Below are 22,124 nucleotides of genomic sequence, written 5' to 3' on the forward strand. Positions count from 1 at the left end.
TTTTACTCGCTCCTTTCCATTCTTGCACCGGCCTCTACCGGAAATCCTCTCAAAAAGGCTGCTGTATCCATCCGCTTTTTGCCTTCCAGCTGAAGCTCCTCAATTTTCAAAATCCCATTTCCGGTCTGTACTGTCAAAGTGCTGCCGGCAGCCTCAAGAATCTGTCCCGGAACTGCCCCTTCCTGGCAGCCCTCAAGCACCTGAGCCTGCCAGATCTTCAACATCCGGCCGTTTAAGCGGGTATAGGCGCTGGGCCAGGGATTCAGTCCCCGAATCAGGCGCTCAATCGCCGCTGCGTCCATAGTCCAGTCAATATCGCCCATGGATTTGGAAATCTTCTTTACATAGGTCGCTTTTTCATGATCCTGCTTTTCCGGAACCAGAGTTCCTGCCTCCAGCTTGTCCAGAGTTGACAAAATAAGCTCGCCGCCCAAGAGGCTTAGCCGGTCAAACAGACTTCCGCCTGTTTCTCTCTCATCCAGGGCAATCACCTTCTTCTCCAGCATATCGCCCGTATCCATCTCGGTATCCATCATCATCGTGGTAATTCCCGTTTCCCGGTCTCCGTTGATCACTGCCCACTGAATCGGCGCTGCACCCCGATACTTAGGAAGCAGGGATGCATGAATATTCACACAGCCATATCTGGGGACATCCAGAAGCTCTCTGGAAAGAATCTGCCCAAAAGCAATCACTACCATAACATCTGGCTCCAGCGCCCGCATCTCCTCCACAAAGGAAGCCTCTCTGGCCCGCGCTGGCTGATAGACCGGAATTCCATGACGCAGGGCCGTTTCCTTTACCGGCGTCATGTGAATCTCCTTGCCCCTTCCCTTCGGCTTATCCGGCTGTGTCACTACAGCTGCAACCTCATGGCGGGATGCAATCAGACTCTCCAGAGTCGGCACAGAAAAATCCGGGGTTCCCATAAATACAATTTTCATATTATTCCTCGTCCTCCGCAGCTACATCCATCAGTTCTCCCTCTACCAGCTCCACATACAGCTGTCCCTTCAGATGAGCGCACTCATGGCAGATACATCTGGCAAGCAGCTCATCTCCTACAAGTTCAATCGGCTGCATATTGGCATCAAGAGCGCGCACCACCACATGATCCGGCCGTGTCACCATACCGCTCTTTCCCGGAACACTTAAGCATCCTTCAGGACCGGTCTGGCTTCCGCTGGTTTCTATAATCTCCGGATTGATCAGAACATACTGATTCTCATCATCTACATCCATTACCACAATCTGCTTTAATACGCCAACCTGAGGCGCTGCCAGGCCTACGCCGTTTGACTCATACATTGTCTCAAACATGTCATCAATCAGCTGCTGAATCCGCGGAGTCATCTCCTTTACCGGCTTACACTGCTTTGTTAAAATTTCATCTCCAATAGTTCTGATCTGTCTGATTCCCATCTGCTTCTCCCAATTCCTTTCTTTCCTGTCCCGGGCCAAAACGCCAGCTCCCTGCCTTTCCTCCTTACGAAAAATCGTACTGAATCGTCAGCTTGCGGCAGATCTCCGTTTCATCCCACCGATTTTGGACATACTTCTGAATTCTTATTAGTATATCATAATTTTCCTGTTTGATATATAAAATTTTTCTGTAAATATCATTAACTTTATATACTGGGGCAAAAACAGGCCCGATAAGCTCCGCCTGCTGCCCGAATCTCCGCCCAACTGCTTCTGCCACAGCTTCCGTCATATGGGCTGTCAGCTCCTCCTCTTTTCCGCCGATCTGAATGCTCAGCATATGAGCGGCAGGCGGATATTTCATCAATTTCCGATATCCCATTTCCTGACGGTAAAACTCCAGATAATCCTGAACAGCAGATGCCTTTACCACATAATGATCCGGCGTGTAGGTCTGAATCACTGCTGTTCCAGGCTTTTTTCCCCTCCCTGCCCGGCCAGCCGCCTGAACCAGAAGCTGGAATGTCCGCTCTCCGCTCCTGTAATCCGGCGCGTAAAGGGAAGCATCTGCCGCCAGAATTCCAACCAGAGTCACTCCGGGAAAATCATGACCCTTTACAATCATCTGGGTTCCAATGAGAATATCTGCCTCTCCCTTTGCAAAAGCGGACAGGATTTCCTGATGACCGCCCTTTTTCGATGTGGTATCCAGATCCATCCGGAGAACTCTTGCCTGAGGAAACATGGCTTTCGTCAGCTCCTCAATTTTCTGGGTTCCTGTTCCAAAGCCTGCCAGATAAGGGGAACCGCAGGAAGGACACTTTTTCGGCAGAGGAACCGTATATCCGCAGTAATGACAGACAAGACGGGTTTTGTTGTGCAAAGTCAGGGTTACGTCACAGTGAGGACATTTGACAGCCTCCCCGCAGGAACGGCAGGAAACAAAGGAGGAATATCCTCTTCGGTTCATAAACAGCATCACCTGTTCTTTCTTTTCCAGGCGATCTCTTATCAGCTCCTGAAGGCGGCGGCTGAAAATGGATTTGTTCCCTGCCTCCATTTCTTTTCTCAAATCCACTACCTCTGCAGCTGCCAGCACACTTCCCTCTCCTGCCCGGTTCTTTAAGGTATACAACCGATAAATCCCCTCTCTCGCCCGGGTATAGGCCTCCAGAGAAGGCGTGGCAGAACCCATAACAAAGGCGGCATCCCGCATCCCGGCCAGCTTCTCTGCCACCTCTCTTGCATGGTAGCGGGGAGTGGACTCGCTTTTATAAGCCCCCTCATGCTCCTCGTCCATAATAATCAGGCCCAGATCAGGAAAATCCGTAAACAAGGCCGATCGGGCTCCTATCATAACCTGAGTTTCCCCCTGTCTGGCCCGCTCATACTGATCCCACCGTTCGCCTGCGGAAAGGCGGGAATGCATGACACTGATACAGGATCCAAAACGCCGGTAAAACCGCATAACCGTCTGATAGGTCAGAGAAATTTCCGGAATCAGAACAATGACCTGCCGTCCCTGCTTCAGCACATGGGAAATCATTTCCATGTAAACCTCTGTTTTCCCGCTTCCAGTAATGCCATAAATCAGGGAAGGAGCTCTGTCCCCTCTGTCATAGCGGCTGCAGAAATCCTCTGCAATCTGCCGCTGCTCTTCATTAAGAAGAATTTCGGCCTCCTTGATTTGTACATCAACCATGGAGCGGACTACCTGCCGGTTTCTGGCTTTTACCTTTCGCTTTACAGGAAGCACTGTTTTTAAAGCCTGGTTCATAGTAGAGCCATACCGCTCCTTCATCCACCAGGCCAGACTGATGATTCTGGAATCTGCGGTTACACTTCCTGCAACAATCCCGGCTATGGACTTCATCTTTGTCACATCATATTCCGCTTTTTCTGAAATATCTACCACATACCCCGTTCTGGTTCTGTTCCCAGAACCAAAAGGAACGCAGACCTGCATTCCCACCTGAATTTCCCCCAGAAGCTGAGGGGGAATCCGGTATTGGAACACGCGGTCTACGTTTTCATGGGAAATATCTATAATAATACTGGCATACTGTTCTGCCATACACTCACCTGCACCTGTCTGTTACTTTTCCTGTTTTTCCAAAAGCCTTGCAGCAACCTGCCCCAGCTTCATGCTGTTAGATCCCTTCAGCAAAACGCAGTCTCCCGGTTTCAGATGAGCAGAAAGAGTCTGATAAAGACCGTCTCTGTCTTCTCCGGAAAAATGATAAAACTCTCTGCTGCCTCTGCCGCCGTTTTCCTGCGCACCTTCAGCAATCTCTGCCGCCAGGTCTCCCAGCGTAAATAAAAGATCCACCGGATGCTCTGCCAGCCACTCACCAATCTGACGATGGAATTTCGGCGCCTCCGGCCCCAGCTCCTTCATATCTGCCAGAACTGCAATCCGACGTCCTGATTTTTCCATGGAATGAAGAACCTCCAGCCCGGCGATCATGGAAACAGGGCTGGCATTGTAAGTATCATCAATCACCGTAATCCCGTCCTTTTCGTAGATCTGCTGGCGGTTCTGGAATCCGGTAAACTGCTCCAGAGCCCGGACAGCCGCGTCCAGAGGCACACCATTTTCATCCGCCACAGCCAGCGCCACCATAGCGTTCAGCACATTATGGCGTCCCATCACCTTCAGCGCCACTGTCATCTGTCTGTCTTTGCACACAGCAGTAAATACCGGATATCCATTGACAATCCGGATATTTTCTGCCCGGTAGCTGCTGTTTTCTCCGGTTCCGTAATATACCGTCCGGCAGCCCTCCTTTGCCCTGGTTTCCCTCAGCAACGGATCATCCCCGTTCAGGAACAGAACGCCGCCCTCCTTCAGACCATCCTGAATTGTCAGCTTCTCCCGGTAAATGTTTTCCTGACTTCCCAGCTGCTCAATATGCGTAATTCCCACATTGGTAATCACCGCCATATCTACCTGTGCAATCCGGGCAATGACTGTCAGTTCTCCCGGCATACTCATTCCCAGTTCTATCACGCCGATTTCATCTGCAGAAGCAATCTCTGACAGAGTAATTGGCAGGCCAACCTGGCTGTTGGAATTTCCCGGCGTTTTATATACCCGGTATTTTCCGGAAAGAGCCGCGGCCACCATTTCCCTGGTTGTAGTTTTTCCTACGCTTCCGGTAATTCCCACAAGGGGAAGGCTCAGTCTGCTTCTGTAATACTTTCCCACTGCCTGGAGAGCCTTCTTTGTGTCCTCTACGCGAATCCACGGATGCATATCCTCCATCTCGTTGTGCTCGCTGGTCAAAACAGCTGCCGCCCCTGCCTCAAACGCCTGGGAAATAAACCGGTGGGCATCTACCTTTTCTCCAATAATCGGAACAAACAGATCCTGCCCCTTCATGGTTCGGGAATCAATGCTGATATGCTTTAATTCCATTTCCCCGTCCCCACACAGCAATCTCCCGCCGGTTGCCTTTACAATATCATTTACCGTCATACATTCCATATCTGGTATCTCTTTTCTTTTTTATTTATTCTCCTGTCCGGCATCCTTCTGCTCAAGTCCGGCAATAACCTCCTCAACCACAGCCCGATCCAAAAATGGATAACGGACACCTTCGATTTCCTGATAATCCTCATGTCCCTTGCCGATCACAGCAATCATATCCCCTGGCTCTGCATGGGTAATGCTGTAGGCAATGGCCTCTCTCCGATCCGGAATTTCTACAAATTTTCCTCCGGTTTTCTCAATGCTTCCCCGGATATCTGCAATAATATCCTCTACCTTCTCAAACCGGGAATTATCTGCTGTAATAATAGAAAGATCTGCCATTCTTCCGCCAATCTCTCCCATAGAATACCGGCGATCCTTGGAACGGTTTCCGCCGCAGCCAAACACAACCACCAGACGTCTGGGATGATAGTCCCGCAAAGTGGACAGAAGGCTTTCCATGCTGACTGCATTGTGTGCATAATCCACAATCACGCAGCACCGCTGGGAAGTATGTACAATCTCCATGCGTCCATTGATTTTCAAATGCTCCATGGCATGCTGAAGACGCTCTTTTGGCACTCCGCACCAAAGGGTAACTGCTGCAGCTGCCAGCGCATTGTAGACATTGAATTTTCCAGGGATGCTGACCCGTACCGGGATCTCATGCTCTCCCCGGATGTCAAATCCAGTTCCTACAAAATCCGGCTCTGATACATACTCAATGTGCTCAGCCAGATAATCACTGCCTGTATGGTTTTTCTCTGAGCTATCCTCTGCACGCGGACAATCCTTCTGATTTTCCATAAGACCAAAACCAGTCCATGGGCAGGGAATGTCCTTTATAATCTCCTGGAAGTGTTCGTCATCCAGATTGACAAATGCTCTCCGGCTCTGGGTAAACAGCTGCTTTTTATAGAAAAGATACTCCGCAAAATCTGCGTGCTCATCTGGTCCGATATGATCTGGAGAAATATTGGTAAAGACTGCACAGTCAAACACAATCCCCGTCACCCGGTGCATTTTCATTGCCTGGGAGGATACCTCCATGACGCAGCACTCACATCCGGCCTCTGTCATCTGTGCAAAATACCGGTGGAGATCATAAGACTCCGGCGTTGTGTTTACTGTGGGATAATGATCCGTTCCAATCATCACGCCATTGGTTCCAATCATCCCCGTTTTCTTCCCCGCCGCCTCCAAAATGGTTTTTACCATATGGGTGGTTGTGGTCTTTCCCTTGGTTCCTGTAACCCCAATCATCAAAAGCTTCCGAGAAGGGTTTCCAAACCGCGCTGCCGACAGTCTGGCCAGGGCTTCCCTTCCATTTCCCACCACAATCACTGTCACCTGGGAAGATACCTCTACCGGATGCTCTGTTACAAGCACCCGGACTCCAGCCTCTGTCACCTGGGGAATAAAGTCATGGGAATCCCTTCTGGTTCCCTTCATGCAGATAAACACTGCTCCCGGTCCGGCCTTTCTTGAATCATATACTACCTCAGACACCTCTGCATCCAGGCTTCCCTGCTGCAGCGTATAGGAAATCTCTCCAAGCCATTCCCGAATTTTCATCTGATTTTCCGACAGCTTCTTTCAAGCTGCCTGCTCCTTTCTGCCCATGGCATTGCTTCTGCTTTCTTTGGAATCATCTTTAGAATAATCCTGTGATTTTTCCGTCCTCATTTACATCAATTCCGTCTGCTGCCGGTTTTTTTGGAAGACCCGGCATTGTCATAATCGCGCCGGTCAGCACAACCACAAAGCCTGCGCCTGCAGAAACGTAGACATCCCGGACATTGATCGTAAAACCGGTGGGTCGTCCCAGCTTATTCTGGTCATCAGACAGGGAGTACTGGGTTTTTGCCATACATACCGGCATAGAACCAAAGCCCATCTGCTCAATTCTGGCCAGAGCCCGCTCTGCTGCCGGAGTATAGGAAACGCCGTCTGCCCCATAAATCTCTGATGCAATGGTAAATACCTTATCCTTCAGGCTCATCTCATCCGGATACAGAGGATGATAATGGCTTTCCTTATGACTCAGAGTTTCCAGAACCTTTTCTGCCAGAACCTCGCCGCCCTCGCCGCCCTTGGCCCATACCTCGGACAGTGCAAACTCACAGCCTCTGGACTCGCAAAAATCGCGGATCAGCGCATATTCTGCTTCTGTATCTGTAATAAAGGAATTCAGAGTAACCACTACCGGAACTCCGTATTTCTGGATATTCTCAATATGCTTCTCCAGATTCACAATCCCTTTCTTTAATGCCTCCAGATTTTCCTGAGACAGCTCTGTCTTAGGAACACCGCCGTTATATTTCAGCGCACGCACTGTTGCCACCAGAACGACTGCATCCGGCTTTAAGCCTGCCATCCGGCACTTGATATCAAGAAACTTTTCCGCGCCCAGATCTGCTCCGAAACCAGCCTCTGTCACTACTACATCAGCCAGCTTTAAGGCTGTCTTTGTAGCACGCACACTGTTACAGCCATGAGCAATGTTTGCAAAGGGTCCTCCATGAACCAGGGCTCCGTTATGTTCCAGAGTCTGAATCAGGTTCGGCTTAATCGCATCCTTTAACAGTGCTGCCATAGCGCCTACTGCATGAAGCTGCTCTGCAGTAACCGGCTCGCCTGCATAATTATATGCAACAATGATTCTTCCCAGACGGGTCTTTAAATCCTCCATATCGGATGCCAGACAGAGAATCGCCATAATCTCAGATGCAACTGTAATAACAAAATGATCCTCTCTCACTACTCCGTCTGCCTTTGCGCCAAGACCTACTACGATATTTCTCAGGACACGATCATTCATATCCATACAGCGCTTCCACAGAATCTGCCGGGGATCGATCTGAAGTGCATTTCCCTGCTGAATGTGGTTGTCAAGCAGAGCCGCCAGTAGGTTATTTGCAGAAGTAATTGCATGAAAATCTCCTGTAAAATGCAGGTTCAAATCCTCCATAGGCACTACCTGGGCATAACCGCCTCCTGCAGCTCCTCCCTTAATGCCAAAGCACGGTCCTAAAGACGGCTCCCGCAGAGCCAGCATGGTTTTTGTTCCCTTACGGTTTAAAGCATCTGCCAGACCAATGCTGGTGGTTGTCTTTCCCTCTCCGGCCGGAGTCGGGTTAATCGCAGTTACTAAAACCAGCTTTCCATCCTTGCGGTCCTTAACCTGCTCCCACAGTTCATCTGTCAGCTTGGCCTTATACTTTCCGTACAGCTCCAGCTCCTCTTCTGTAATTCCATACCGCTGTGCAACCTCGCGAATGTGGAGCATCTCTGCCTCCTGAGCAATTTCAATGTCTGTTTTCATTTCTCCATCCTCCTGTGCTTTCGTATTTATGGGTGTTTCCTGTTGCTAACCTGATTGTATTCCGGCGGTTTCCACCGGCGCCTTTTTCCCGGTCTTTCTGCTCTGATGGTTTCTCTGTGATATTACTCTCTCTGTCCCGTCATCTGCCGGAACTCTTCCATCGTCATCAGAACCTTTCTCGGCTTGGTTCCTTCCTCCTCGCCTACCACGCCTGCCTCTGCAAGCTGATCCATAATTCTGGCTGCCCGGTTAAAACCTATCTTAAACATACGCTGCAGCATACCGATTGAAGCTTTTTCCTTTTCAATAATAAAGGCTCCTGCCTGCTCAAAATATTCGTCCCTGCCATTTGTTCCACCTGCTGCCGCTGCCGCAGGCGCCGCATTCATCTGCTGCTCTACCTCAGGATTATAATCCGCGGTCATTCCCTGCTCTGTCAGGAAATCCACCACCTTCTGAACCTCCTGATCCGAAACAAAGGCACCCTGCACTCGCTGCGGCTTGGGGAAGCCTGCTGGATAAAACAGCATATCGCCCTTACCAAGCAGCTTTTCTGCTCCGTTCATATCAATAATTGTCCGGGAATCCACACCGGAGGATACGGAAAAGGCAATACGGGAAGGCACATTGGCCTTAATCAGACCAGTAATAACATTCACCGACGGACGCTGAGTCGCAATAACCAGATGGATGCCTGCTGCACGGGCAAGCTGTGCTAGACGGCAGATGGCTTCCTCTACCTCACCGGGAGCCACCATCATCAAATCTGCCAGCTCGTCTACAATAATCACAATCTGAGGCAGCTTTTTCGGCTTTTTCTCATCCTCAATATCCTGAATTCCCTCTACCTTTGCATTATAACCCTTCAAATCCCGGACATTGTACTCAGCGAATTTTTTGTATCGATCCGTCATCTCTGCCACTGCCCAGTTTAATGCACCAGAGGCCTTTTTCGGATCGGTCACTACGGGAATCAGCAGATGTGGGATACCATTATACACACTCAGCTCCACCACCTTAGGATCCACCATAATCAGCTTTACATCCTCTGGACTGGACTTGTATATGATACTCATAATCAGTGTGTTGATGCATACGGATTTACCAGATCCCGTCGCGCCTGCAATCAGCAGGTGGGGCATTTTCGCAATATCCGTTACCACCACCTGGCCGCCGATATCCTTTCCTACAGCAAACGCCAGACGGGAACCATGATTTTTAAAATTGTCCGATTCCAGCAGTTCTCTTAAATAAACAGTATTATTCTCCTTGTTGGGCACTTCAATTCCTACCGCCGACTTTCCGGGAATCGGGGCCTCAATCCGGATATCCGCTGCTGCCAGACTCAGCTTAATGTCATCTGCCAGACCTACGATCTTGCTGACCTTAACCCCTTGCTCCGGGTGCAGCTCATACCGGGTCACAGAGGGACCACAGCTGATATTTGTCACAGTCACGCCTACTCCAAAATCTCTCAGAGTCTGCTGAAGCTTAACCGCCGTTTCTCTGTACTCCTGCTGGGAATGGCCTCCAGTCGGGCGGGCCGCCCGCTTCAGCAGGCTGACCGGCGGAAATACATATTCCTTTTTGGGCTTTTCCTCCTTCGCCTGGATCTGCTGCTGAACCGAAGCCTCTCCGGCCTCCACAGCTGCCTTTGCCTCCTGACGTCTGGACTCCAGTTTTTTCTGCAGAGCCTCTGTCTCTGTCTCAATCACCTTGCCGCCGGCAGTTACAACCCTTTTTTCCTCCTCAGGAATTACAAATTCACTGCCGGACAGGGTTTTCACCACCTGTCCCGGATCCTGTTCCTCCAGAGGTGCTTTCGGATCATATGTAGCTGATTCCGAAGATGTTTCTCTTGTCTCCGGCATATAAATCTCTTCCGGCTGGAACAGATCCAGCCCCTTTGCCTGTCCTGTTGAGCTGTCAGAAAATACATTCCCTGCCTCCTCAAACCGACGAATGCCGTCTGCTGCAAGACTCTGTGCCGAAAGCTCCGGCATTTCCCCATCCACATCAAAGGGAACCGTATCATCCTCATCCTGATATTCCGGCGGAAGAGAAATGCTGCCTGTAAATACGTCTGCTTCCGAGGGAACCACTTCCGGCTTTTCTGTATGGAAAGCACCAAAATCCGACTGTTCATCCGGGCCTTCTGCCAGAGCAGGATCTCTGCGGATGCTGTCATCAGCACCAGCTGTGGAATCCTCCCGGAAATCCGGCTCCGGCCGGCTCAGAAGCTCATCCTCAAAGTCCTCATCCCCGCTGGCATAAGCAGACAGATCCGTTGAGCTTAAGTTTACGCCTGAAACCTGCTCCTCCCTGCGTCTGCGCCTCTCCTCCTGGCGCTCCGCATGAAGCTCCCGCCTCCGATCCATATCTTCCTTTGCGTACTGATAAGCTGCATCGCTGTGCTTTTTGACCGCCTTTACAAAAGAACGCTCTGTAATAATCACAGCGCAGATAATTATCAAGACAGCCATAACAAGAAACGCGCCGATGGTTCCTAAAATTCCCTTCAGAACTGCGCAAAGCAGACCGCCTGCCAGACCGCCTCCAAAGCCGCTGCGGGCAGACATGGTGTAATAAGCCAGTATGGATTTGCCCTCTTCCGGATCCTGTCCGAAAAAAAGCTGAGCGAAGCCGCAGAGAAGAAAAAAAGCGGTTACTGCAGCCGCCAGCTTTCTGGCAGCCGCACGGTTTCCCCTGTTCGACATGGCAAAGCAGGTTCCCACAAACAAAATAAGCGGAGCAATATATCCCGCCATTCCAAATAATCCAAGCTGTACTCCACGCAAAAAGTCACCTGCCACGCCGCACAGGTGAAAATTGCTTAAAAAAAGCAGCACTGCGGCCGCAAAAGACAGAAGAATCATAACCTCCGCCCGAAGAAAGCCTGCCGGCTCCTCCTGTACGGGCACTGGATTTTTCCTCGGTCTTCCGGGCTTTCTTCCCGATGTCTTTCCTGCTGCTGTCTTTCCTTTTACCGAATTGGTTGTTTTATTCTTCGATGATGCCACAAATGTATGCCTCCTCTTTCCCATTGAGGATAGTATACAAAAAAAATCAGGGAATTGCAAGCCCGTCATCTTCTCAGACAGCCTGACCGTCAATCATCTCATACAGCCTTACAAGGGCATCCCGAATCCCTCCTACCTGGTCAATCAGCCCCTGCTTAACCGCTTCTTCTCCTACCAGCACCGTTCCCAGATCCCGGGTCAGCATCTCTGTATTCAGCATCAGCCGTTTTACCTGATCATAGGCAATCCGGGAATGAGAACTGATAAAGCTTAAAATCCGGTCCTGAATCATATCGAAATACTCATAGGTCTGAGAGGCGCCGATTACGGTTCCATTCATCCGCACAGGATGCACCATCATGGTGCCTGTCGGAACAATAAAGGAATAATCCGTAGAAACCGCAAGAGGAACGCCGATAGAATGGCTGCCTCCCAGCACCAGAGATACCGTCGGCATACTCATGGAGGCTATCATTTCCGCAATGGCAAGACCTGCATCCACATCTCCGCCAGAGGTATTTAACAGTACTAAAAGCCCCTCTACCGAATCATCATCCTCCAGCTGAGCCAGTTGAGGAAGCACATGATCATACTTGGTTGCCTTGGAATTCCCAGAAAGATTTTCATGCCCCTCCACTTCACCGATAATCGACAGCAGGTGGATTTTCCGCTTCCTCTGGTTTCCCTCCAGCGTCATCTGTCCGTAGTCCTCCAGCTTCTGATTCTCCTTTTCTTCGATTTCCTGTTCTTCTCTCCTGGAGTTACTGTCTAATGTTTTGTCGTATTCTTCCATCCTGTTTTCTTTCTGCCTACATTGATCTCTCATATTATTTTCATCTCCTGCTTTTCTGATTTGACATAGGATCTTTCAAAGATCTTCTTCGAAAACCTTCGCTTTTCCTTCTTAGTGTACCCAGGATTCTTGTTTTTATGTGCGTTTTTATATCAGGACAATCCCCCCATAAGTCCGGTCACATACAGTCCATAGGCAGGGATGTATTCGCCTTTTTTCTGTTTTTGTTGTATAATACCAATAGACGTTACGATTCAGGACGGCGGGAGAACTGGCAGAAAAATTCGTGTCAGATATCCGTCCTGAACAGTTACCAATCGACAATTTATCACAGAGGAGGAAATATTAAGTAATTAAAATGATTCACATTAGTGCTTAAAGGTGTCTCTGTTAAAACGTTGCAGCGTTGGGATAACACTTATGACCAATACCTTCCGTTTAAAGGCATTCATACAGAAAATGATAATCGTCAGATGGTTATTTATACCAGAGTATCTACAAGAAACCTTCATGTATTCTCCTGTAGGTTATACGGACTTCGTAAGTATAAAAAACAAATAGAAGGAGATGGGGAGATTGCTAAAGAGCTTCAAGACGGAAATAAATCCAACCGAGGAGCAAAAGGTTAAGATTCGTAAGACGATAGGAACCTGTAGATTTATCTATAATTTCTATCTTGCTCATAATAAAGAACTTCATGAAAATGGTGAAAAGTTTATGAGCAGTCATCAATTCAGAGTCTGGCTTAACAATGAATATATACCAAATCACCCAGAATATGCATGGATTAAGGAGGCTTATTCAAAAGCAATAACACAGTCAGTAAATCATGGACAAACCGCATTTAAAAAGTTTTTCAAACATCAAAGTGGTTTCCCTAAGTTTAAAAAGAAGGGAAAATCAGATGTAAAAATGTATTTCGTAAAGAATAATCCAAAGGATTGCCGCTGCGAAAGACATAGAATTAACATTCCATCCCTTGGATGGGTTAGAGTGAAGGAAAAGGGATATATCCCTGTTACAAAAGATGGATATGTCATAAAAAGCGGTTCGGTTTCTATGAAAGCTGGCAGGTTTTATGTTTCAGTTCTGGCAGAAATACCGGATAGCAAGATAACTACCAATGATTACAGTGAAGGAATTGGCATAGACCTTGGGTTAAAGGATTTTGCCATTCTTTCAAATGGTAAGACATATAAAAATATTAACAAATCAGCAAGATTAAAAAAACTTGAAAAACGACTGATTCGGGAGCAGAGATGTCTCTCCCGTAAGTATGAAAATTTAAAGAAAGGAGAGTCCACTCAAAAAGCAAATATACAAAAGCAAAAGCTTAAGGTACAGAAGCTTTATCATCGGATAGACAATGTCCGCACGGATTACATGAACAAAACAATCGCTGAGATAGTAAAAACCAAGCCATCTTATATAACGATTGAGGATTTGAATGTATCAGGAATGATGAAGAACAGGCATCTTTCAAAAACAGTTGCTTCTCAGAGGTTTTATGAATTTAAAGTGAAACTTCAGGCAAAATGTAAGGAGAATGGTATTGAATTACGAGTAGTAGACAGATGGTATCCATCATCAAAAACCTGCCACTGTTGTGGAGTTATTAAGAAAGACTTAAAGCTTTCAGATAGAATCTTTCGATGTAATTGTGGTTACGTCGAAAACAGGGATATGAATGCTGCTCTCAATTTGAAAGATGCGAAGACTTACGAAGTTGCATCATGAAACGCAAACGTAAGTATGTACCGAAGGCTATTTCGGGAATTGACGACTGTGGAGTGTACAGGAACCTGTGAGTAGATATGGCTTTAGTCAATCAAAAGCATACACGAAGAAGCAGTAAGTAGAACTTGCGAAAGTCTACATTATCTCGATGTGAGTATATTTAATCACATTTTGAGTGGCAGGAAATCTCTATGTCCGAATATATTCTCAGCCAAATAAGGCCCTCCGATCGCCGTGCATCTAAGCAGATGGATGCGCTTTTACAGCAGGAGGGAATCGAACGGGACAAGAATCTTGATTACAGCGTCGGCCTTTTCGATGAAGATTACAATCTGGCCGCTACCGGTTCCTGCTTTTCCAACACCCTGCGCTGTCTTGCCGTCTCTTCAGACCATCAGGGGGAAGGGCTTTTAAATCAGGTTTTATCTCATCTTATGGAATACCAGTACAGCAGAGGCAATACCAGTCTGTTCCTTTATACCAAATGCGGCACTGCCAAATTTTTTGGCGATCTGGGATTCTACGAAATCGCCCGGGTTGAGGGAAAGGTCGTGTTTATGGAAAACAGGCGTACCGGCTTTGCTGATTATCTGAAAAAGCTTCAGACGGAAACCAGTCAGTCTTCAGCTGCAAAAGCGGTTTCTCTGCTGGCAAATCCACGGACAGGCGCTGTTGTTATGAATGCCAATCCTTTTACCCTGGGTCATCGCTGGCTTGTGGAATACGCAGCTTCCAAAGTAGATCTGCTTCATGTATTTATTGTATCCGAAGACGTTTCCCTGGTTCCCCTCTCTGTTCGGGAGCAGCTGGTACGGGAGGGAACTGCGGATCTGGGCAATCTGGTTTATCATCAGACCGGCCCCTATATGATCTCCAATGCCACCTTCCCTTCTTATTTTTTAAAGGACAAGGACACCGTGATCCGCTCTCACGCCCGTCTGGACATTCAAGTTTTCCAGAAAATTGCCGGGGCACTGAACATTTCCCAGCGCTTTGTAGGCGAAGAGCCTTTCAGCCAGGTAACAGGAATTTATAATCAGGTTATGAAGGAGGAGCTGGAGGCCGCCGGAATTTCCTGCACCATCATCCCCCGCAGAGAAGATGCAGACGGTCCTATCAGCGCCTCTGGAGTCCGGGAACTTCTCCGTGACGGAAACTGGGACGATCTGCAAAAAAAAGTACCGGAATCTACATTCCGATACTTTTCTTCTGAAAAAGCTGCCCCTGTTTTACAAAAAATTCGAGAAGCCAATGAGGTTCGCCACTATTAAACAGGCAAACGCTTCCTGTGTTATTTCCAAATTCTTCCTCTACATCAGCGGAGCAATCAGCCGCAGCATTTTTCCTGCCATTCTCCGCCCCAAGGGATAATTCCGGCAGTCCTCCACCGTAATCTCCTGGCTTTTTTTCAGCGTATCCTGGAAATCTGCCTCAGCCTGTGCTACTGCCTGATTGCGGAACAGATAGGCGGCACATTCAAAATGAAGGTGGAGACTGCGGTAATCCAGATTAATTGAGCCCACCACAGCTTTCGTATCATCACTGGTAAATACCTTTGCGTGAATAAATCCGGGAGTATACTCAAAAATCCGAACGCCAGCCAGTAATAACTCCTCATAGTAGGATCTTGCCAGAACATAAGCATAAATTTTGTCAGGAATGTGGGGCATAATAATAATAACCTCTATTCCCCGCTTTGCCGCAAAGGTCAGCGCCGTAATCATATCGCTGTCAAGAATCAAATACGGCGTCATAATATGTACATAGTATCGTGATTCATTCAGAATATCCATATATACATGCTGTCCCACGGTCTCCTCATCAAGAGGGCTGTCTCCGTAAGGCATAACATATCCCTTTCGATCCAGCTCCGGCGGGAACTGGTATCCTGGATCCAGCTGATATTTTCTGTAATCCTCCGGCTTCTGCTCGGTAATATTCCATATCTGTAGGAACATCATCAAAAAGCTGTTGACTGCGTCCCCCTTCAGCATAATCGCCGTATCCTTCCAGTGGCCAAACCGTTCCTTCTGATTGATATATTCGTCAGCCAGATTAACTCCTCCGGTAAAGGCAGTGTGTCCGTCAATCACAGTAATCTTTCTGTGATCCCGGTTATTCTGATAAGAGGAAAGCATGGGACGAACCGGTGAAAACATCCGGCACCGGATTCCATATTTTTCCAGCTGTTTGGGGTATCCGTAAGGAAGCAGCGTCAGACTGCAGGTTCCGTCATACATAAACCGGACCTCCACACCCTGAGATGCCTTTTCCTTCAGAATTTCCAGAACACTGTCCCACATCTCCCCTTCTTCTACAATGAAATACTCCATAAAAATGTACCGTTCTGCCTTTTTCAGTTCCTCCAAAAGCTTCGGGTACATATCATCGCCCAGGGGAAAATATTCCGCATAGGTCTTGTCATAAATCGGATAGCCGCCATGATTTTTCATGTAGACTGCCAGCTGGGCATTGCCCCGGCTGGCCAGCCGCAGCCGATTCATAACATCCTCATCCTGCTTTAAATACGGTTCTGTCTCCTGAATCAAGCTGCGAAGCCGCCGGTCAATGATCCGCACGCCTACCTGTGATTCCACAAACAGATAGAACAGCGCTCCAAATACCGGAAATACCAGAACCGGAATAATCCAAGCCATCTGATACGACGGATTCTGTCTTTTATTAATAATATAAATGACAATAACTGCACTAAGCAGCGTAAATCCTCCATATACATAGAAGAAATGATCACTGAGCCATTGAAACGCCCCCAACAGCACAACTACCTGAAGCAGCAGCGACAAAACGACAAAGGATGTCCGCCCAAATATAATCCGAAGTGGTTTTCCCAGAGTTTTCTTGTTCAGCTTTCCTCTGGCCTTATCTACAGCACTCATGCTCTGTTCCTCCTGACTTTTTCTCTGTTTGGCCGCCTTTTCTCTCCATTTTCCCCATTTACCTTCTCCGAAGATGTCTTATGCCAGAGCCTGCTCCAAATCTGCAATAATATCCTCTGCCGCCTCAATTCCTACGCTGAAGCGAATCAGAGACGGATCAACCCCTGCCTCTACCAGCTGTTCGTCATTTAACTGCCGGTGGGTGTGACTGGCCGGATGAAGCACAGAGGTTCTTGCATCTGCCACATGGGTTACAATCGCTGCCAGCTTCAGTTTATCCATAAATTCTGCGGCAGCCGCTCTTCCTCCCTTTAATCCAAAGGAAATCACGCCGCAGGTTCCATTTGGCATATACTTCTGAGCCAGTTCGTAATAGCGGTCTCCTTTCAGTCCCGGATATTTTACCCAGGCCACGTCCTCTCTGTTCTGAAGATACTGAGCCACCTTCAGCGCATTTTCACAGTGACGGGGCATTCTTAAATGAAGGGTTTCCAGACCAATATTCAGCAGGAATGCATTCTGCGGAGACTGAATCGAACCCATATCCCGCATCAGCTGTGCCGTTGCCTTGGTGATATAGGCTCCCTTGCCAAATTTTTTTGTATAAATCACGCCATGATAAGATTCGTCCGGTGTAGTCAGGCCCGGGAACTTATCTGCGTGAGCTTCCCAGTCAAAATTACCGCTGTCTACGATACAGCCGCCTACACACATGGCATGACCGTCCATATATTTTGTAGTAGAATGGGTGACAATGTCTGCACCCCACTCAAAAGGACGGCAGTTAATCGGTGTCGCAAAGGTATTGTCCACAATAAAAGGAACCCCATGTCTGTGAGCCAGACCGGCAAACTTTTCCAGATCCAGCACAACCAGTGCAGGATTGGCAATGGATTCTCCAAACACTGCCTTTGTATTGGGACGGAAAGCCTTTTCCAGTTCCTCCTCCGGCGCATCCGGATCCACCAGAGTGCATTCAATTCCAAACCGCTTTAAGGTAACCGTAAACAGATTGGAGGTACCGCCATATATGGTTGCCGCACTGATAATGTGATCGCCTGCAGAACAGATATTCAAAACAGCATACATATTAGCTGCCTGTCCAGAAGAAGTCAGCATCGCTGCCACACCGCCCTCTAAAGCGCAGATCTTATCCGCCACTGCATCGTTGGTGGGATTTGCCAAACGGGTATAAAAATAACCATTCTCCTCCAGATCAAACAAACGTCCCATCTGCTCGCTGGTTTCGTATTTAAAAGTAGTGCTCTGATAAATAGGGAGCACTCTCGGCTCTCCATTTTTCGGCTGCCATCCGCCCTGAATGCAGATAGTATCTCGTGACTGTTTCTTATCCATAGTCTCTCCTCCTGTATCCTTCAAATATCTTTTAAAAATCTTTTAAAAAGAATTAAGCATAGTCTATCACATCCCGATAAATTTCACAAGTTTTCCTTTTTACAGACACAGCTTCAGCGCCCACAGTGCTGCCAGAAAAATCAGGTTCCATCCGGTAAAAACAGCCAGATAACGATTTTTCTTTTCCGGGCAGTATGAAACCGCCTGCTTATAGGAAATCAGACTTGCCATAGACGCAATCAAAGTTCCAAGGCCTCCCAGATTCGTTCCTACAATCAGACTTTCCCACTCTCCGGTAAAATTGGACAGAAGCAAAGCTGCCGGAACATTGCTGATCACCTGGCTCATCAAAATTGCCGCCTGGGTTTCATGACCGGAAATCATGGACACCACAAAATCGCGAAACGGGGCATAGCGGTTCATATTTCCAATAAAAACAAAGAAAAACAGAAAGGTCAGCAAAAGCGAATAGTCTACCTTTCCAAACAGTCCCCGATCCCGGACAATCACAGCCCCTGATATGATCAGAAGAAGGGCAAAAGCCGGAATTCCTCCGCTTACAGTCTGAAGACAGATCAGAAACAGGAGGCTGTAGTAGATAACTGACGGTATTTCCGGCTTTTCCTCTTTCTTCCCTTTTTCTACAGAGATCTCTGTTCCGCGGAAACCAAAAAAGCTGCAGAGAAAGAGCCCTAACGCCGCCGCTAAAGTGTAGGGAAGCATTAGTTTCACAAATTCCAAAAGGCTCATCCCCGACAGACTGTACAGATACAAATTCTGCGGATTGCCCATTGGAGTCAGCATACTCCCTAAGTTAGCTCCAATTGTCATCAAAGTAATCACAAAGCAAACCCGATTTGTCATACCGGCCATTTCCAGAACCAGAAGTCCAAAAGGCACAAAGGTAATCAAAGCCACATCATTGGTAATTACCATACTGCCCAAAAAGCACAAAAATACAAGAAGCAGCACAATTCCCCGCTCTGAGCGGATTTTCTCCAAAAGGCAGTGCCCCACATAACGAAACACTCCCAGACTTCTCAGTCCTGCCACCACAGTCATCAGGCAAAACAGAATCAAAATGGTATCCATATTTCCCGAAAAATAAGACAGATATTCCTCGTCCGGCTTTACCAATAAGCAGGAGCCTGCTGCCAGAAGCGCAGAAACAACAAGAACCGTCTCCTCTCTGAGCCATGCCATCATACGTGTTTTCATCTTTCAGATATCCTCTCTTTTTTGTTTTATAAAACCAGCTGCGCGCTTCCCATTCCGGACTATTTTTCTCTTTGTTCCCCAACAGCTGCAGCCGCCTTTCTTGCCATTCCCAAACCGATTTTATCCCGGCCAATCTGCCAAACCGTAATGTCCTCCCCTTCCTTTGGCGGAACATCCATGGAAATCAGCCGGTTATCATGAAAGTAGGTGTCCACCGGCTTTCCGTCCACACAAATTTTCGACCACTCATTAAAGCCCTCACCAGATACAATAATCTGATTTCCCGAACGCACGGTAGACTTCTGAATAATTGGCCTGGTTCCGTATTCCATTTTTGTTTCCTGATAAGGAGAGCTTCCCCCGTACACCTTCTGTTTTCCATAGAGAATATCATACTCCAGGATTTTCATATCATCAAGGCATGCCTGAGTTTTCGAATCTCCACGTTCCAGATGGCGCTGATGAAAACGAATCATCGTTCCCTCATGGATATTGATCAGATTCAGCACATGAGAAGTAAGCTGGTAGGACTCAATATCCCTCTTCTCCCTTGGAAGATCCAGATTATTCCAGATAACATAGGGAGTCTGAAACAGAGAACGGTTTTTCATTTCCTTTTCCGTCCATTCAAAGCCAGGAAGGTGATCTCCATACAGCACCAGAACTGCCGGCTCCTTTCTCTGATTCAGCATGGTAATCAGCTGACTGATAAACAGATCCATTTCTCCAATCTGTTCGCAGTAATAAGAAAAAGACGGGTATTTTCCATGTCCCTGAACAGAAATCGTATAAATAAAATCCTGTCCTATAGAGGAATCAAGGGCTTTCTCAATTTCCTCTGTCAGTATCTGATCCTTACACCACCCTGTAGGATTTTTTTCCACATGATACATATATTCAATCGGAGTAAAGGTGTCAAAACCGAGACGTGGAAATACCTTATACCGGTCGTAAAAGGTTGCCTCATTGTTGTGAATGGCATGGGTCCGATATCCCAAATCCTTTAAATTGAATGCGATACTTTCACAGGTCTTTTTTTGCAGAACCGTTTTGTACGGGTATTCACCGGGCCCAAAAAAATCAAGATTCATGCCGGTAATGCACTCAAACTCCGTATTGGCAGTTCCTGCCCCCACAGAAGGCACACTCAGATATCCCGATGGAAAATGCTTTGTCAGAAAACGAAACAGGGGAATGGGATCCTGCTTCACCGGGTTATTCTCCCAGAGCGTTGGATCGAAAAAGGATTCCAGCTGTACCATAATAATGTTGGGAGTTGTGTATTCTTCAAGAGAGTATGTATTTTCCGGAACCAGCTCCTTCTCCTTTAGCCGCTCCAATTCTTTCTGCCCGTATTCCTGCGGTCTTGAGATTCCTGTATTAAAAACTGAGTTGCCAAAACAGTAGGCAAATCCATAATCCTGAAAGGCCTGTCCGATATTGCCAAAATGCACTGCAACTACCTGAGTAAATACAGCAAGGTTCAGCCCTGCCCAGATTACCGTAGAAGCAACCGCAGCCACGCAGACAGATTCTGTCAGGTTGACCGGACAGGGATCTACCGGCGCTTTTTTCCAAAGCAAAACACAGACAAGAACTGCCGCTCCCAGCGCGGCTGCTCCCATAATAATCTGTGGCCAGGATAAATATGTCGTAAGCAGAGTCGCCCCATATTTGAGCAGACGCAAATCTGCCGCAGTAAAGGGTGTTGTCCGAAACATCAGAAGAACGCCATTAGCAATTCCCATTGCTATTTCAACCAAAACCACCAGTACGATATAAAAGATTTTTCTTTTTATGAAAAACACGAAAAGAAACGGAATCAGCGTCAGCAGTACGTTTAACAGAAATACCAGCGGACTGCCAAAAACATATCCGCCCAGGCCAGACAGGGATTTTCTGGAAAACAGTTCCACTGCCAGATTAACCGCCATGGAAATCAAAACCAGCCTTCCCAACAGTGTCCACAGTCGCTTCATGCTTTTTTACCTCGTTCTTTCTGCCAGATATTTTAAATCAGGCTTTAGTCTAACATATTTTCCTGCAAAACAACATAGTCTTTTTACACAAAACATACTGCAGCCTTCTGGTTTTTTTCCGATTATAATTGAAATTTTGCGCAGTATCGCATATAATGAGATTTGATTTGCCCCATGCATGGGCAGCAAAAGATTTTATAAAGGAGATTATTATGACAGATTCACTGGTACAGGGACTTACAGCGGCTTTAGGCGGCAAAGTATCCGGAGAGATCATTATTTTTATCATTTCCATGATTCCCATTCTTGAACTGCGCGGCGGCCTGTTAGCTGCCTCACCGGCTCTTTTGAATGTTCCGATTTTAAGAGCCATTCCCATCTGCATCATCGGAAACCTGCTCCCGATTCCCTTTATCCTGCTTTTGATTGAAAAGGTACTGGATTTAATGGAAAAAATCCCCGGCCTCTGTAAAATCGCCCGTTGGGTTCGCCAGAAGGCTGACAAAAATAAAGGACAGATTGAAAAATTTGGTTTCTGGGGTCTGGCACTGTTTGTGGGAATTCCTCTTCCCGGAACAGGCGCATGGACTGGTTCCCTGGTTGCCGCTCTGCTCCATATGAAATTTGGCAAGGCTATCGCTGCTATTCTTGTTGGAATCGCAATGGCAACTATTATTATGTCCCTGCTTTCCTATGGACTTTTAGGAGCCCTCTTCGGCTAATAAAAAAGAAGCTCGCTCGTGGGCTTCTCCGCCTGCTACGGGTCGTCTCATCAGCCCAATTCTCTTCCACCCATGGCGATCCTCACGGAGCGTTTTTATGTCATAGGACGCACTTTCCTATGACTAAAAAATCTCCCGTATCCGCAATACTGCAGATACGGGAGATTTTTATTTTCTAATTTT

15 protein-coding genes and 1 pseudogene are annotated in these 22,124 nt (G+C 47.5%); 4 read left to right on the forward strand and 12 right to left on the reverse strand.

Translation table 11 applies throughout. The annotated features are described in order from the left end of the window. Positions 1 to 2: 2 nt before the first annotated feature. The 8 genes from fmt to ACESON_RS03240 form a co-directional block, all read right to left on the reverse strand. Entirely contained in the window at positions 3 to 944 is a 942-nt protein-coding gene (gene fmt / locus ACESON_RS03205) for a methionyl-tRNA formyltransferase (protein WP_177958386.1), read from the reverse strand. Between the two features lies 1 nt (position 945). After that, a complete protein-coding gene (gene def / locus ACESON_RS03210) occupies positions 946 to 1,422 on the reverse strand; it encodes a peptide deformylase (protein WP_177958385.1) in 477 nt (158 codons plus the stop codon). Positions 1,423 to 1,486: 64 nt separating this feature from the next. Continuing rightward, positions 1,487 to 3,496, reverse strand: coding sequence for a primosomal protein N' (gene priA / locus ACESON_RS03215; RefSeq protein WP_373108468.1), 2,010 nt, complete (start codon positions 3,494 to 3,496; stop codon positions 1,487 to 1,489). 21 nt (positions 3,497 to 3,517) lie between these two features. Next, entirely contained in the window at positions 3,518 to 4,909 is a 1,392-nt protein-coding gene (gene murF, locus ACESON_RS03220; RefSeq protein WP_373108469.1) for a UDP-N-acetylmuramoyl-tripeptide--D-alanyl-D-alanine ligase, read from the reverse strand. A 21-nt stretch (positions 4,910 to 4,930) separates the two neighbouring features. After that, positions 4,931 to 6,469, reverse strand: coding sequence for a UDP-N-acetylmuramoyl-L-alanyl-D-glutamate--2,6-diaminopimelate ligase (locus tag ACESON_RS03225; protein WP_373108471.1), 1,539 nt, complete (start codon positions 6,467 to 6,469; stop codon positions 4,931 to 4,933). Between the two features lie 79 nt (positions 6,470 to 6,548). Continuing rightward, positions 6,549 to 8,219, reverse strand: coding sequence for a formate--tetrahydrofolate ligase (locus tag ACESON_RS03230; RefSeq protein WP_373108472.1), 1,671 nt, complete (start codon positions 8,217 to 8,219; stop codon positions 6,549 to 6,551). A gap of 122 nt (positions 8,220 to 8,341) precedes the next feature. Next, positions 8,342 to 11,263 carry a DNA translocase FtsK gene (locus tag ACESON_RS03235; protein ID WP_373108474.1) on the reverse strand — a complete coding sequence of 974 codons (2,922 nt, stop codon included), beginning with the start codon at positions 11,261 to 11,263 and terminating at the stop codon, positions 8,342 to 8,344. A gap of 49 nt (positions 11,264 to 11,312) precedes the next feature. Beyond that, entirely contained in the window at positions 11,313 to 12,032 is a 720-nt protein-coding gene (locus tag ACESON_RS03240) for a ClpP family protease (RefSeq protein ID WP_373108616.1), read from the reverse strand. 506 nt (positions 12,033 to 12,538) lie between these two features. Between ACESON_RS03240 and ACESON_RS03245 the strand changes: the two are divergent. The 3 genes and pseudogenes from ACESON_RS03245 to citC all read left to right on the forward strand — a co-directional run. Next, positions 12,539 to 12,661: pseudogene (locus ACESON_RS03245) on the forward strand (IS607 family transposase); the annotation flags it as partial. Beyond that, a complete protein-coding gene (locus ACESON_RS03250) occupies positions 12,609 to 13,769 on the forward strand; it encodes an RNA-guided endonuclease InsQ/TnpB family protein (RefSeq protein ID WP_373108476.1) in 1,161 nt (386 codons plus the stop codon). The pseudogene ACESON_RS03245 and the gene ACESON_RS03250, both read left to right, overlap by 53 nt. A gap of 191 nt (positions 13,770 to 13,960) precedes the next feature. Next, positions 13,961 to 15,040 (forward strand): [citrate (pro-3S)-lyase] ligase, encoded by a 1,080-nt coding sequence (gene citC / locus ACESON_RS03255; RefSeq protein WP_373108478.1) that lies wholly within the window; start codon positions 13,961 to 13,963, stop codon positions 15,038 to 15,040. Between the two features lie 39 nt (positions 15,041 to 15,079). Here citC and cls read toward each other — a convergent pair whose 3' ends face one another. The 4 genes from cls to ACESON_RS03275 form a co-directional block, all read right to left on the reverse strand. Next, positions 15,080 to 16,666 (reverse strand): cardiolipin synthase, encoded by a 1,587-nt coding sequence (gene cls, locus ACESON_RS03260; protein ID WP_373108480.1) that lies wholly within the window; start codon positions 16,664 to 16,666, stop codon positions 15,080 to 15,082. 78 nt (positions 16,667 to 16,744) lie between these two features. Further along, complete coding sequence (locus tag ACESON_RS03265; protein ID WP_177958793.1) at positions 16,745 to 18,022, reverse strand: aminotransferase class I/II-fold pyridoxal phosphate-dependent enzyme; 1,278 nt, start codon at positions 18,020 to 18,022, stop codon at positions 16,745 to 16,747. Between the two features lie 99 nt (positions 18,023 to 18,121). Beyond that, on the reverse strand, positions 18,122 to 19,240 hold the full coding sequence (locus ACESON_RS03270; protein WP_373108483.1) for an SLC13 family permease: 1,119 nt from the start codon (positions 19,238 to 19,240) through the stop codon (positions 18,122 to 18,124). Positions 19,241 to 19,299: 59 nt separating this feature from the next. Next, positions 19,300 to 21,219, reverse strand: coding sequence for a sulfatase-like hydrolase/transferase (locus ACESON_RS03275; protein ID WP_177958795.1), 1,920 nt, complete (start codon positions 21,217 to 21,219; stop codon positions 19,300 to 19,302). A gap of 212 nt (positions 21,220 to 21,431) precedes the next feature. Here ACESON_RS03275 and ACESON_RS03280 point away from each other — a divergent pair, with 212 nt between their 5' ends. After that, entirely contained in the window at positions 21,432 to 21,941 is a 510-nt protein-coding gene (locus ACESON_RS03280; RefSeq protein ID WP_177958796.1) for a small multi-drug export protein, read from the forward strand. The last annotated feature ends 183 nt before the right edge of the window (positions 21,942 to 22,124 follow it).

Origin of the sequence: Lachnoclostridium sp. Marseille-P6806 (genome assembly GCF_964238185.1) — a bacterium.
In the GTDB taxonomy this organism is placed as follows: domain Bacteria; phylum Bacillota; class Clostridia; order Lachnospirales; family Lachnospiraceae; genus Brotaphodocola.